Raw genomic sequence first — 14,967 nt, 5'->3', positions numbered from 1 at the left:
GGTGTCTTAGGGTCTCGTGGGCTCGGAGATGTGTATAAGAGGCGGCACCGCGGCAATACGCTCTCACCCATCAGAAACGCGTCAACTTCGCGCGCAGCCTGACGACCTTCCCGCCATGCGGTCCGGTCGGACCGCATTCGTCAACTCCCCTTTCGGGCGATTCGCGTCAACGCGGCAATACGCTCTCACCCATCAGAAACGCGTCAACTTCGCGCGCAGCCTGACGACCTTCCCGCCATGCGGTCCGGTCGGACCGCATTCGTCAACTCCCCTTTCGGGCGATTCGCGTCATCGGGGCAACACACTCTCACCCATCAGAACCGCGTCAACTTCGCGCGCAGCCTGACGACCCTCCCGAATCGCCCACACGACGAGCGATTGCCCGCGCCGAACGTCGCCAGCGGCGAACACCTTTGGCACGTTGGTCGCATAGCAACCCTCGCCGTCGGTGGTGGCGTTGGCGTTGCCGCGCTTGTCCTTCTCCACACCGAAGGCGTCGAGCACGCTGCCGACCGGGTTGGTGAAGCCCATCGCGAACAGCACGAGATCGGCCTTGAGTTCGAACTCGGAGCCCGGGACTTCACTCATGCGGCCGTCCTTCCACTCGAGCCGCACCGCCTTGAGTGCCTTGACCTTGCCGTTTTCTCCGATGAATTCCTTGGTGGCGACCGCGAAATCGCGCTCGCAGCCTTCCTCGTGGGAACTGGAGGTACGCAGCTTGGTGGGCCAGTATGGCCAGGTCATGAGCTTGTCGGCCTGCTCCGGCGGCATCGGCATGAGTTCGAACTGAGTCACCGAGGCTGCGCTGTGGCGGTTCGAAGTGCCGACACAGTCGGATCCGGTGTCACCGCCGCCGATCACCACGACGTGTTTGCCGGTGGCGGAGATCGGGTTGGCCGGGCCGCCGGCGACTTCCTTGTTCTGGGGGATCAGGAACTCGAGCGCGAAATGCACGCCGTCAAGATCACGGCCGGGCACTGGCAGATCGCGCGGCACTTCCGAACCGCCGGCGAGGATCACGGCGTCGAAGTCCTTTTGCAGGGTTTCGGCGCTGACCATCTCGGTAGCATCGTTGATGATGCCTGCGGGGATGTCCTTGGTGCCAACGACCACTTTGGTGCGGAAAGTGACGCCTTCGGCCTGCATCTGCTCCATGCGGCGATCGATCAGCCCTTTTTCCATCTTGAAGTCAGGGATGCCATAGCGCAACAGGCCACCAACGCGATCGTTTTTTTCGAACACGGTCACGTCATGACCGGCACGCGCAAGCTGCTGGGCCGCAGCGAGACCCGCCGGGCCGGAACCGACGACGGCGATCTTCTTGCCGGATTTCGTGCTCGGCGGCTGCGGTTTGACCCAGCCCTCTTCCCAGGCCTTGTCGATGATCGCGTGCTCGATCGACTTGATGCCGACCGGGTCGTTGTTGATGTTGAGCGTACAGGCTTCCTCGCAGGGCGCCGGGCAGATACGACCGGTGAACTCAGGGAAGTTGTTGGTCGAATGCAGCACCTCGATCGCCTCGCGCCACTGGTGGCGATAGACGAGGTCGTTCCAGTCAGGAATGATGTTATTGACCGGGCAGCCGTTGTTGCAGAAGGGAATGCCGCAGTCCATGCAGCGTGCCCCCTGGAGCGACGCATCCTCGTCGCTCAGGCGGAGCACGAACTCCTTGTACTTCTTGACGCGCTCCTGGACCGGTTCATAGGCCTCGGACAGGCGTTGATATTCCAGAAATCCGGTTGGCTTTCCCATCTCTTACGCAGCCTCCAGTTGGTTCTGACGCTGACTGGCGATCTCGGCCAGCGCGCGACGATATTCATGCGGCATCACCTTGACGAACTGCGTCCGGAAGGTGCTCCAGTTGTCCAGAATCTGGCGCGCCCGCAGGCTGCCGGTAAAGCGTTCGTGACGCACGATCAGGCCCTTGAGGATGAGCTCGTCGCCCATTCCGAGGTGATCGATGTCCACTCGACCATGGGCCTCGAGTTCGTCGCCGGACTCGGAGCCCTTGCGCGCCTCGATTTCATCGGGAAGCGGCTCGAGCGCCACCTGCGCCATGTTGCAGCGACTCTCGAAGGTGCCGTCCTCGTCCAGTACGTAGGCAACTCCACCGGACATGCCTGCTGCGAAGTTCCGGCCGGTCTGGCCGAGCACCACGACGGTGCCGCCAGTCATGTACTCGCAACCATGGTCGCCGACCCCCTCGACCACCGCAGTGGCACCCGAGTTGCGCACCGCGAAACGCTCACCACCGACGCCGGCGAAATACACCTCGCCCTCGATCGCGCCGTAGAGCACGGTATTGCCGATGATGATGTTCTCGGTGGTGATGCCGCGGAAGGCCTCCTGAGGACGTACGATGATGCGACCGCCGGACAAACCCTTGCCGACGTAGTCGTTGCCCTCACCAACCAGTTCGAGCGTGATTCCGCGGGCAAGAAAGGCGCCGAAGCTCTGTCCTGCCGTCCCGTTCAGGCGGATGCGAAGCGTGTTCTCCGGCAGACCGGCGTGACCGTACTTCGCCGCGACCTTGCCTGACAGCATCGCGCCGACAGTGCGGTTGAGGTTCTTCACCGGCAGCTCGATCTGCACCGCCTCGCCCTTTTCGAGGGCGGGCGCGGCAAGCGAGATGAGCTGGTTGTCCAGGGCCTTGTCGAGACCATGATCCTGGATCTCGCAATGAAGACGCGGCACGTCGGCCGGCACGTTCGGGCGATAGAAGATGCGGCTGTAGTCCAGACCACGTGCTTTCCAGTGCTCGATGCCCTTGCGCATGTCGAGCAGGTCGGCGCGCCCGACGAGATCGTCGAACTTGCGAATGCCGAGCTGCGCCATCAATTCACGGACTTCCTCGGCGACGAAGAAGAAGTAGTTCACTACGTGCTCCGGCTGACCGGAGAACTTCTTCCGAAGGGTCGGATCCTGTGTCGCCACGCCCACCGGGCAGGTGTTGAGATGGCATTTGCGCATCATGATGCAACCCTCGACGACCAGCGGCGCGGTGGCGAAACCCACCTCGTCTGCGCCGAGCAGCGCGGCGACGACGACGTCGCGACCGGTCTTCATCTGGCCATCTGCCTGGACGCGGATACGGCTACGGAGGCGGTTGAGCACCAGGGTCTGCTGGGTCTCGGCCAGGCCGAGTTCCCACGGTGAGCCGGCGTGCTTGATCGATGACCAGGGGCTCGCCCCCGTGCCGCCATCGTGACCGGCGATGACCAGGTGATCCGCCTTGGCCTTGGCAACCCCAGCGGCAACCGTACCGACACCGATCTCGGACACCAGCTTGACCGAGATGCCTGCAGCCGGATTGGCGTTCTTCAGGTCATGGATGAGCTGTGCGAGGTCCTCGATCGAATAGATGTCGTGGTGCGGCGGCGGCGAGATCAGGCCGACGCCCGGCACCGAATGGCGCAGAAAGCCGATGTACTCGCTGACCTTGTGGCCGGGCAGTTGACCGCCCTCGCCGGGCTTGGCACCCTGAGCCATCTTGATCTGGATCTGGTCGGCGTTCACCAGGTACTCGGTGGTGACGCCGAAGCGGCCCGAGGCAACCTGCTTGATCGCAGAACGCAGGCTGTCACCAGCCTGAAGCTCGATGTCGCGCTCGATGCGTTTCTCACCAATGATCTGCGACAGGCGAATGGCCTGAGTGATCGGCTTGAAACGCATCGGGTCCTCACCGCCTTCGCCGGTGTTGGACTTGCCGCCAATGCGGTTCATCGCGATCGCCAGCGTGGTGTGCGCCTCGGTGGAGATCGAGCCGAGTGACATCGCCCCGGTGGCAAAGCGCTTGACGATTTCCTTGGCGGACTCGACCTCGTCGAGCGGCACCGGCGGGCCGGCGGGCTTGAGCTCGAACAGACCGCGCAGCGTCATGTGGCGCTTGGTCTGGTCGTTGATGATCTTGGCGTACTCCTTGTAGGAGTCGTACTTGCCCGAGCGAGTGGAGTGCTGGAGCTTGGCGATTGCGTCCGGGGTCCACATGTGTTCGTCGCCGCGAATCCGGAAGGCGTACTCGCCGCCGGCGTCGAGCATGTTGGCAAGCACCGGATCCGGACTGAAAGCCTTCTTGTGCAGGCGCACGACCTCTTCCATGATCTCGAAGACGCTCATGCCCTCCACCTGGCTGGTGGTGCCAGTGAAGTACTTGTCGCACAGTGACTGCTTCAGGCCGACCGCTTCGAAGATTTGCGCACCGGTATAGGACATGTAGGTCGAGATGCCCATCTTGGACATGACCTTCATGAGGCCCTTGCCGATCGCCTTGACGAAGTGCTTGACGTATTTTTGTGCGGTCTCGGTGTCGCCTGCGAGCTGCTGCAGGGTCTCGAGTGCGAGGTAGGGGTGCACCGCCTCGGCGCCATAGCCTGCCAGCACTGCGAAATGATGCACCTCGCGTGCAGAACCGGTTTCGACGACCAGGCCGGTGCGGGTACGCAGCCCCTTGGTGACCAGATGCTGATGAATTGCCGACAGCGCAAGCAGAGCGGGGATCGGCACGTTGTCCGCATCGAGCTTGCGATCGGAGATGATCAGGATGTTGTAGCCCTGCAGCACTGCATCCTCGGCTTCGGCGCACAGGGATGCGAGCCGGGCCTCGACACCTTCGTTGCCCCATGCGATCGGATAGCAGATGTCGAGCTCCGCCGAGCGAAACTTGTTGTTGGTGTAACGCGCGATGTTGCGGATCTTCGCCATGCCGGCGAAGTCGAGCACCGGCTGCGACACCTCGAGACGGAACGGCGGGTTGATCTCGTTGATCTCGAGCAGGTTCGGGCGCGGCCCGATGAAGGACACCAGGGACATCACGAGTTGCTCGCGGATCGGGTCGATCGGCGGATTGGTAACCTGCGCGAAGAGCTGACGAAAGTAGTTGTAGAGCGGCTTCTCGCGGTGGGACAGCACCGCCAGCGGCGAATCGTTGCCCATTGAGCCGGTGGCTTCCTCGCCGGCCTTGCCCATCGGCTCGAGGATGAACTTGATGTCCTCCTGCGAGTAGCCGAAGGCCTGCTGGCGATCGAGCAGGGAAACCTCAGGCGTATCCGGCTGCAGACGTGCCGGCGCTTCTACGCTGTCGAGCTTGACGCTGATGCGCTTCAGCCAGTCGCCATAGGGGCGCGCGTGAGCGAGCGAGGCCTTCAGCTCGCCGTCATCGATGATTCGGCCCTGCTCCATGTCGATGAGGAACATCTTGCCGGGCTGAAGACGCCACTTCTTGACGATCTTGCTGTCGGGAATCGGCAGCACGCCCGACTCGGACGCCATGACGACGAGATCGTCGTCGGTGACCAGATAGCGCGCCGGACGCAGACCGTTACGGTCAAGGGTCGCACCAATCTGGCGTCCGTCGGTAAAGGCAACCGCAGCGGGACCGTCCCATGGTTCCATCATTGCGGCGTGATACTCATAGAACGCGCGACGCTTCTCGTCCATATGTGTATGTGACTCCCAGGCCTCGGGAATCATCATCATCATCGCGTGCGCCATCGAGTAACCGCTCATGACGAGCAGTTCGAGCGCATTGTCGAAAGACGCCGAGTCGGATTGGCCCGGGTAAATGAGCGGCCAGATCTTCTCGAGATCAGCGCCGAGCAGAGGCGAGGACACGCCTTTTTCGCGCGCGCGCATCCAGTTGTAGTTGCCACGCAAGGTGTTGATCTCGCCGTTGTGGGCGATGTAACGGAAGGGATGGGCCAGATTCCACTTCGGGAAAGTGTTGGTCGAGAAGCGCTGGTGCACCAGTGCGAGCGCCGAGATTGCGCGCGGGTCGACCAGGTCACGGTAGTACTCGCCGACCTGGTTGGCGAGCAGCAACCCCTTGTAGTTCACCGTACGGGTCGACATGGAGACGAAATAGAACTCCTGGCCGTACTTGAGCTTGAGCGACATGATGGCGTTGGCACCGCGGCGGCGGGCGATGTAGAGCTTACGCTCGAGCGCCTCGGGCACCATGATGTCAGCGCTGCGGCCGACGAAAACCTGACGGATCACCGGCTCGGTCTTCTTCACAGCAGGCGACATCGGCATATCGCGATTGACCGGTACGTCACGCCAGCCGAGCACGATCTGGCCCTCGGCGCGGATCGCGCGCTCGATTTCCTCTTCACAGGCCAGCCGCGAGGCCTGTTCCTTCGGCATGAACACCATGCCGACGCCATACTCTCCCGGCACAGGCAAGGTCACGCCCTGCTTGGCCATTTCCTCGCGATAGAGCAGATCGGGAATCTGAATGAGGATGCCGGCTCCGTCACCCTGCAGCGGGTCTGCACCAACTGCACCACGGTGGTCGAGGTTTTTCAGAATTTCCAGACCCTGGAGAACGATATCGTGGCTTTTTCGGCCCTTGATATGGGCGACAAAACCGACGCCGCACGCATCGTGTTCATTGACCGGATCGTATAGACCCTGCTTCTCGGGGAAATCCATCACGTTATTCCTCAACTCGACGTAGTTGCCAGACGGGCTCTTCTCCGATTACTTGCCGCGCTCAAACCCGGCATGCAATCGCTCGGATCACCCAAGCAAGATACGCACCAAAAAAGTGCACGCGCCAAAAAAAACCGGTTTTACCCGGTCTTCACAGCCAATCGGCTGAACATGCGCGCACGCTAAATCGCCCATTGTCGCCAGGCGGGTCGAACAATATACCGCTGCGCAAAGAACCGTTCAAGCTCTTTTTGCGGCGCAGCAAGCCCATGAAGCATCAGTGAATTTCGCCGACGGCGAAGAGGCGGCGGTGCTCGCGGATGGCGTAACGATCGGTCATTCCGGCGATATAGTCTGCAATCGCGCGGGCCTTGTCGCCCTCGGCACGCTGTTGGTACTGCGGCGGGAGCAACGCGGGTTCGCCCATGAAGGCTTCGAACAGATCTGAGATGATCCGTCGAGCCTTGTTGGTCATGCGCAGGACCTGATAGTGGCGATACAACTGCTCGCGCAGAAAGCGTTTGAGCTCCAGAAGCTGGGGCAAGAGCTGCTCAGAGTAGCCCACGAGCCTCGGCGCGCACCGAACCTGTGCAAGGCTGCACACTTTTTGTGCATCGATGTTCTGTCGGGTGGTCTCTATGAGGTCGAGCGCCATCGTGTTGATCATGCGACGAATGGTTTCATGTATCAGGCGACGGCCTGCCAGGCCTGGCCAATCCGCCTCGACCGCGGATCGCATTGTCGCGAAGATTTCCACCGATTGCAGTTGCTCCAGGGTAATCAGACCGGAGCGCAAGCCATCGTCGATGTCATGGTTGTTGTAGGCGATTTCATCGGCAAAGTTGGCGAGCTGCGCTTCAAGCGATGGTTGTGTGCCTTCAAGGAAGCGCTTACCGAGGTCGCCAAGCTGCACCGCATTGGTGCGTGAGCAATGTTTGAGGATGCCTTCGCGCGTTTCGAAGGTGAGATTCAGGCCATCGAAGGCGGCGTAATGCTCTTCGAGCACATCAACGGTGCGCAGCGATTGCAGATTGTGCTCGAAACCACCATGTGGCTTCATGCACTGATTCAGTGCGTCCTGACCGGCATGACCAAAAGGCGTATGGCCCAAGTCATGTGCGAGCGCGATCGCCTCTGCCAGATCCTCGTTCAGGCGTAGCGCACGGGCAGCGCTGCGCGTGATCTGGGCAACCTCGATGGTATGAGTAAGCCGAGTCCTGAAGAGATCCCCTTCGTGATTGACGAAGACCTGGGTCTTGTACTCGAGCCGACGAAAGGCGGTCGAATGCACAATGCGATCACGATCGCGCTGAAACTCGCTGCGGATGCCGGGGTGCGGTTCGGGGTGAAGTCTTCCCCGGGAGTTGTCCTCAGTGACCGCGTAGCTTGCCAACATACCGTAAGCCCCTTCGTTGCCGACCCTGACTCCAGAAACCTTCTGAAACGTCACCACTACCTGTGGGAGCCGCGTAAGCGGCGAACCGCGGCGACTCACCCGGGCGGATTGCCAGAATCCAGCGTCGCTTCGCGGCTTACGCCGCTCCTACCGCTCCGACAAACGCCTCCACGACCTGTGGGAGCCGCGTAAGCGGCGAACTGCCGCGACTCATCTGGCCACATCGGCCGAATCCAGCGGCGCTTCGCGGCTTACGCCGCTCCTACCCCTCAGACAAGCGCATCCACGACCTGTAGGAACCGTGTAAGTGGCGAACTGCGGCGGTTCATCCGGTGATATTGCCAGAATACCGCGCCCCTTTTCGGCTCAGGGGCTGCGCTGCCGGATCGCAGCAAGAATGGCTTGCTGACCAGCCTCGGCATGGATCACCGCCTTGCCGACCTTTTGCAACAACACCAGTCTCAATTGTCCGCCTTCCACCTTCTTGTCGCTGGCCATCAGGTCGAGATAGCGCTCACCAGATAGTTCCGGTCCGCGTATGGGCAAGCCGGCCCGGACAAACAAGGACTCGACGCGCTCGACATCCTGATGACTCAACCAACCCAGTTGACGTGAGAGCTCGGCTGCCATCATCGTGCCTGCTGCCACCGCCTCACCATGCAACCAAGCGCCGTAACCCATGCCTGCCTCGATCGCATGACCGAAGGTGTGGCCAAGATTGAGCAGAGCGCGCTCGCCACGCTCGGTCTCGTCGGCCGCGACTACTTCGGCCTTGTTCGCGCACGACCTCTCGATCGCCTCTGCAAGCGCTTCCGTCTCGCGCGCCAGCAGTCGCTCCAGGTTGGCCTCCAACCACTCGAGGAAGGGCAGATCCCGAATCAAGCCGTATTTGATGATTTCCGCAAGGCCGGCCCGCAGTTCCCGGTCCGGCAACGTATCGAGCGTATCGATATCGGCTAATACCAGGCGGGGCTGGTAAAAGGCGCCGATCATGTTCTTGCCGAGGGGGTGATTGATCGCGGTCTTTCCGCCGACCGAAGAATCAACCTGGGACAACAGCGTGGTTGGCACCTGAATGAAAGGCATGCCCCGTTGATAGCAGGCGGCTGCGAAACCACCCATGTCACCCACAACCCCGCCTCCGAGTGCAATCAGTGTCGTGGAACGCTCACAACGCGCACGCAGGAGGTCGTCGAAGATCAGATTGAGTGTTGGCCAGTCCTTGTGAGCCTCGCCGTCTGGCAGCACCGTCGCGCCAGCCTCGACGCCGACGGACGCCAGCGCTGATTGCATGCGTTGCAGATAGAGTGGGCCCACGACATCGTTCGTCACAATCACCGCTCTCGAAGTCTTGAGAAACGGGCGAACCAGACTCCCGTCATGCAAAAGACCCCGTCCGATTCGGATTGGGTAGCTGCGTGCGCCGAGCGCGACTTCAAGTGTGCGCATGTGTGTTCCAGTATGCTTCGATCGCCCGATCAACCTGGCGAACCATGCCACCGGGACTACCGCGGCCGCCCTCGACAACGATGTCCGCGATCTCCGCGTACAGGGGGTCTCGCTGGCGATAAAGTTCTTCGATACGGCCGCGCGGATTCGCTACCTGCAACAACGGCCGGTTTCGATCGTGGCGGGTTCTCTCCCAGAGCTGGCGCGGGGGGACTTTCAGGTACACAACCAGGCACCTGCTCGCCAGCATAGCGCGATTTTCCGCTGCCAGCACAACGCCGCCACCAGTCGCAAGGACGAGCCGCCCACGTTGGGTCAAGTCGTCCAACAATTGGGTTTCGCGACGCCGAAAACCTTCCTCACCCTCGATTTCGAAGATGGTGGCAACGGATACACCGGTACGCGCGACGAGCTCCTGGTCGCAGTCCAGGAAGTCAAGCCCGTGGCGCCTTGCGTACTCTCGGCCGACAGTGGTCTTTCCGGCGCCCATCATTCCGACAAGGACGATGGGCGCCTGTTGCGCTGCTGAATTCCGGATCAATCTTTTGCGTTCTCGCGTCTGCCCTTCGTTCAGCGGAGGGTGAGCGAGTCAGTCACGATTCGCGGAGTAATGAAAACCATCAACTCCTTGCGATCGGAAACCGTCCGCGTATTACGGAACAGCCCACCAACGACAGGCAGTTCGCCAAGAACCGGAACACGCGCCACACCGGTGGTCTCCTCCTCCTCGTAGATGCCACCGATCACGACCGTGCCTCCGTTCTCGACGAGCACCTCGGTCGTCACGTTCTTCGTATCGATACCCGGCTCAGAGATGCCGGGGAAGAAGATCGGCCGGTCCTTGTTCACCTGAACACGCAACTGGACCCGTCCGTCGGGCGTGATCTGCGGGGTAACCCGCAGCGACAGCACTGCCTTCTTGAACTCGACAGTAGTTGCCCCTGCACTCGACTCAGTGCGATACGCGATCTCGGTTCCCTGCTCGATTGAGGCTTCGACCTGATTGGCCGTCAGCACACGTGGGCTGGACACAACACGCCCACGGTTGTCACTCTCGAGCGCGGCGAGCTCGAGATTGACGAAACGGGTGGCGGCTCGGTTAAACAATGCAAGGTTCAGGGTCGAAAAGCTCGCGACCGGATCGCCGCCGAAAGTCGAGAAACCCGAACCTCCACCAGTCAGCGCCCCGCCTACAAAGGTGCCGTTCTGAACGCGGCCAAAGCCCGCTCGCGCACCACCACCGATACCAAAGCTTGCCGAACTGCCAATGTTGAGTCGCACGCCCAGATCACGCGCAAAATCCTTGTTGGCCTCGACAATCCGGGCTTCGATGAGGACCTGTCGCGGGGCGATGTCGATCTCGTTGATCAGACGACGCACCGCGTCAAGGCGCGAACCAACGTCGGTAATAAAGACCTTGTTGCTTCGCTCATCGTGGGTCACCGTGCCCCGCGGAGAGAGCACCGTTTGCTCCCGCGCAGTCAGGAAGCTCACGATCTCCGAGGCCCGATGGTAATTTACCTGGAAGCTCTCGGTGATCAAGGGCTCGAGATCGCCGACCTGCGCCCTGGCTTCGAGTTGCTGACGCTCGCGATCGGCCAGTTCCTGAGCCGGCGCGATCCAGATGACGTTTCCGGTCTTGCGCTGATCGAGGCCCTTGGCCTGGAGAATGATGTCGAGGGCCTGATCCCAGGGAACATCCTGCAGCCGCAGGGTCAGGTTGCCTGTGACCGAGTCGCTGGTGACGATGTTGAAGTCGGTGAAATCGGCGATGACTTGCAGGACCGAGCGGACATCGATGTTCTGGAAGTTCAACGACAGCTTTTCACCGCCGTATTCACCCGGCCGTACGCCCTGGACAAGGCGCGAGGGATCCTCGACGAGACGACGGACTTCGAGCACGAACTGGGTGTCACTCTGGTAGGCATTGTGCTCCCACATGCCAGTCGGGGTAATCAGAAGACGGGCATTCTCGCCCATCGCTTGCGCGGTCATGCTGCTAATCGGCGTGCCGAAGTCAGTGACGTCGGAACGGCGCTGTAGATGGTCGGGCAGCGAGGTCTTGAGAAACTCGACGACCAGATTGCCCCCCTGCTGCCGGATATCGATGCCGGTGTCGGGTGTTGCGAGTTCGACGACGATGCGACCTTCGCCGTCTGTGCCGCGACGAAACTGGATGTCCCGCACCGCACGAACGTCCTGACGGAACTCCGGCGTCGGTGTGGCGAAGTTTGCAAGCGCTTGACTCACTTGGGTGCGCGCGGTGGCCTCACCTGCAGTCGGATTGAGGGCAATGATCACTTCACGCCCCTCGACGCGGGTTTCGTAAGGTGGCACCCGCAGCATGTTCAGGACGAGACGCGTACGGTCACCGGCCTGAACGATGTTCGCACTGCGCAGATCACCCTGTTCGATGCTCTGCTGGCTTCGCCCAAGGGCGTTGGCTGTGGAGGGAAAATCGAAGGCGATGCGCGCCGGATTCGCGACGCTAAAGCTCGCCGGCGGGCTGTCCATCGGCTCGGCAAGCGTCACGCGAATGAAGATGCTGCCGCCCTGCTCTGCCACCTGCAGGTTCTCGATGCGGTTCTGCGCCGCCTGAACCTCGCCTGCAGCGGCCGCCTGCGCGACCGCGGATGGAATGTAGGCTCCGAAGAGCATGGTCGCCGCGAACAGCGCCAGAATGGATTGTCGTTTCATCTTTGGACTCCTACCGTTCCTGCAAGCGCAACTGACTGGTGCGTTCGACCCAGTTGCCTTCGAGATCCTGAACCAGTTCGACGAGCGTCACGTCGCCTTCGGTAATGCTGGTAATCATGCCGTGATCCTGCCCCATGTAGTTTCCGGTTCGGACCTGGTGAAGCACGCCACCCACGTTAATCAGTGCCTGAGTCAGGTCGTCACGCATCAGCACGCCGACCATGTTCAAGGACTCGAGCGGGTACGCCTCAAGGGGTTCGCGGCGGCGATCCATATCGGGGCCACCGGTCACGGCAGTCTCCTGCATGGCCGGCTCGACGCGGCTGGTAGCAAACGGATCAAGATCATCCGCTGCATCGTAGGCGACCACGGGGAAGGGTTTGATTTCAGGAAGCGGATCGACCCGGCCGACCATGCCACGCTCCTGGCTGGCCATCCAGGTCCGAAGATCCTCTTGCTCAGCAGTACAGGCCACGAGCAACAGACTGCAAGAAAGTATGACTAGACGCTTCATGTCGCTCACCTACCCCCCTGAGCAGCACGTGTCTGCTCGCGTTGCCGCGCCAACTCCTCGTCATCGAGATAGCGGTAGGTTGTGGCTCTGGCCTCCAGCCGCAACAGGTTGTCATCCTGCTTCTGCATGGAAAGATTTCCAAGTGTCACGATTCGCGGCATACGAGCGACGTCGCTAGCGAACTCGCCAAGATCGTGATAACTGCCGATGATGCGGATCTCGATCGGCATCTCGGCGTAGAAATCACGCACCACGTCGCTGCCAGGCTTGAACAGTTCGAACAGCAGGCCCCGGCCAAGACCCGCCTGGTTGATCTCGGACAGCAGCGAGTCCATTTCTGCCCTGTTGGGCAACTGACGCAGCAAAGCTCCGAACTGTCGGTCAGTTTCATCGAGCTGCCGACGATACTCCTCGAGATTGACCGCCTGGCGCTTCTTGATCCGCCAGTCTTCGCGCAACTGAAGTTCCTCGCCTTGCCTGCGCTCGAGGGTTTCCACCTGCTCCCGCCAGTCGAACCACCACACCAGCGCGACGGTGATGATCAGCAAGGCGGCGAGAAACAACGCTCTCGGCGCACCCGGCCAGAGGCTGGGGTCGTTGGGGTCAAGGCCTTGAAAATCGCGCTTCAGTCGATCAAGGTCGAAACCCTTCGATGCCTTCTTGGCTCCGGACTTCATTGCATCGACTCCTCATTCTGTCCGGGCCGCTGAATGCGAATATTGAGCGTGAACTCGCTCAAACGGCGATTATTGACCAGTGCCGACTTGACTTCGACCAGACCGGGGTCACCGAGATAGGGCGAGGCATCGAGATTGCGCATCAGATGTGACACCCTCGCGTTCGACTGAGCGTAGCCCACCAGCGTGACGAGGCTGCCCGACTGGCGGATGCTGTTCAAACGCACACCTTCGGGCATGCGATGAACCAGCTCGTTAAGCAGATGGACCGTTTCCGCACGATTGCTCTGCAAGGATTCGATGACCTGTTTGCGGGCCAGCAGGTCTTCGATCTGTTGGCGCAAGTTCCGAATCTCCGCAATCTCGCGATCGAGACTCGCGATTTCTGCCCGCAGAAACGCGTTTCGACCTTCCTGATGTGAAACGTTGCCCGACAGATAGGTGTGGCCTGCGAAACCGATCGCAGCACCGAGCACAATCATCAGAACAGCAGATACGTAGAAACTCTGACGTCGCTGTTTGCGCTTTTCCTCCCTGTGCGGGAGCAGGTTGATGCGAATCATGAATCGAATCTCCTGAGCGCCAATCCGCATGCAACCATCAGGCTGGGCGCATCGGAAATCAGGTTCTTGGGTCTGACCTTGGAAGACAAGGCCATCTTGGCGAAAGGATTCGCCACAGTGGCAGGCACTTGAGTGCGGCCCGCGACGACATCGGCGAGGCCAGGCATGACCGCGCAACCACCCGCAAGCACGATGTGGTCAACCTCGTTGAACTGCGTGGAAGTAAAGAAGAACTGCAAGGCGCGCGAGATCTCGAGCGCAATGTTGTCCATAAAGGGACGCATCAGATCGCGCTCGTAATCGTCCGGCAGATTGCCCGCTTTCTTGGCCGCCTCGGCCTCGTCTGCGCTCATGCCGTACTGCCGCGCGATGTCCTGGGTGAGCTTCGTCCCTCCGATCGACTGCTCACGGGCGTAGATCTGCTTGCCGTCACGCAGAATCGAAACGCTCATCGCGCTGGCGCCGATATCAACCAGTGCAACAATCTTGCCCTTCGCACCGTTGGGCAGCTGACGGCTGACCAATTCGAAGGCGGCCTCCGCGGCGAAGGACTCGACGTCCATTACAACTGCTTTCAGACCTGCAGCCTCAGCTGCTGCTACCCTGTCCTCGACCTTCTCCTTGCGCGACGCGGCGATCAGGACCTCGACGTCATCCGGATCTGCAGGCGACGGACCGACCACCTGGAAATCGAGGTTGACTTCGTCGATGGCAAACGGAATGTACTGACTGGCTTCGGACTCGACCTGGAACTCCATCTCTTGCTCACGCAAGTCCGCCGGCAACATGATGCGTTTGGTGATGACCGCCGAAGCCGGCAGCGCCACCGCGACGTTCTTGACCCCCGAGCCCATGCGTCGCGCGGCGCGCTTGATTGCGTCGGCCACTGCATCGAGATTGGAGATATTGCCATCTACAACGGCGTCGCGCGCAAGAGGTTCGACCGCATAGCGCTCTATTCGACAACCTTCCCGATCTGCACCGGAGAGCTCGACGAGTTTCACCGAGGACGATGAAATATCGAGCCCGGCCAGCTGGCGCGACCTGGGGCGGAATAATTGGAAGTCGCTCACTCAGAAATTCCTTAAATTTCTTTACGTTAGGCCGAATACTTGCGCAATTGTCTCAAATGCTAGCAACAAACAAGGGAAAGTGTAAAGAAAAAATGCTCACCGAATGCGACAAAAGCGCAACTTTCTTGACCCATATATAATCCTACGTCGGCTCGCCCACTGGATTCTT

The 14,967-nt window shown here is 60.9% G+C and carries 10 protein-coding genes; all 10 read right to left on the bottom strand.

Going from position 1 to position 14,967, the window contains the following annotated elements:
• Positions 1–288 precede the first annotated feature (288 nt).
• Positions 289–1,752, bottom strand: coding sequence for a glutamate synthase subunit beta (locus GPA21_RS09090; RefSeq protein WP_168987886.1), 1,464 nt, complete (start codon positions 1,750–1,752; stop codon positions 289–291).
• A gap of 3 nt (positions 1,753–1,755) precedes the next feature.
• On the bottom strand, positions 1,756–6,429 hold the full coding sequence (locus GPA21_RS09085; protein ID WP_168987885.1) for a glutamate synthase-related protein: 4,674 nt from the start codon (positions 6,427–6,429) through the stop codon (positions 1,756–1,758).
• A 277-nt stretch (positions 6,430–6,706) separates the two neighbouring features.
• Positions 6,707–7,825: a deoxyguanosinetriphosphate triphosphohydrolase gene (locus tag GPA21_RS09080; protein WP_168987884.1), complete on the bottom strand. Its 1,119-nt coding sequence runs from the start codon at positions 7,823–7,825 to the stop codon at positions 6,707–6,709.
• Positions 7,826–8,191: 366 nt separating this feature from the next.
• Entirely contained in the window at positions 8,192–9,274 is a 1,083-nt protein-coding gene (gene aroB / locus GPA21_RS09075; RefSeq protein WP_168987883.1) for a 3-dehydroquinate synthase, read from the bottom strand.
• Positions 9,261–9,767 carry a shikimate kinase gene (locus GPA21_RS09070; protein WP_168987882.1) on the bottom strand — a complete coding sequence of 169 codons (507 nt, stop codon included), beginning with the start codon at positions 9,765–9,767 and terminating at the stop codon, positions 9,261–9,263. Before GPA21_RS09070 ends, aroB begins: the two co-directional genes overlap by 14 nt.
• Before the next feature lie 77 nt (positions 9,768–9,844).
• Positions 9,845–11,971 carry a type IV pilus secretin PilQ gene (locus GPA21_RS09065; RefSeq protein ID WP_168987881.1) on the bottom strand — a complete coding sequence of 709 codons (2,127 nt, stop codon included), beginning with the start codon at positions 11,969–11,971 and terminating at the stop codon, positions 9,845–9,847.
• Positions 11,972–11,981: 10 nt separating this feature from the next.
• Positions 11,982–12,485: a pilus assembly protein PilP gene (locus GPA21_RS09060; RefSeq protein WP_168987880.1), complete on the bottom strand. Its 504-nt coding sequence runs from the start codon at positions 12,483–12,485 to the stop codon at positions 11,982–11,984.
• A 5-nt stretch (positions 12,486–12,490) separates the two neighbouring features.
• Positions 12,491–13,162, bottom strand: a complete 672-nt coding sequence (locus GPA21_RS09055; RefSeq protein WP_168987879.1) for a type IV pilus inner membrane component PilO — start codon at positions 13,160–13,162, stop codon at positions 12,491–12,493.
• Positions 13,159–13,725 (bottom strand): PilN domain-containing protein, encoded by a 567-nt coding sequence (locus GPA21_RS09050; protein ID WP_168987878.1) that lies wholly within the window; start codon positions 13,723–13,725, stop codon positions 13,159–13,161. Before GPA21_RS09050 ends, GPA21_RS09055 begins: the two co-directional genes overlap by 4 nt.
• The gene (locus GPA21_RS09045; protein WP_168987877.1) at positions 13,722–14,798 is read right to left on the bottom strand and encodes a type IV pilus assembly protein PilM; all 1,077 of its coding nucleotides are present in this window, start codon (positions 14,796–14,798) and stop codon (positions 13,722–13,724) included. The genes GPA21_RS09050 and GPA21_RS09045 overlap by 4 nt, the downstream gene beginning before the upstream one ends.
• Positions 14,799–14,967: the final 169 nt, after the last annotated feature.

The organism is Azoarcus taiwanensis, from assembly GCF_012910885.1.
Taxonomy (GTDB): Bacteria; Pseudomonadota; Gammaproteobacteria; order Burkholderiales; family Rhodocyclaceae; genus Azoarcus_F; species Azoarcus_F taiwanensis.
Note: the sequence above shows the minus strand (reverse complement) of the source record. Positions and strands in the feature narration are given on the sequence as shown.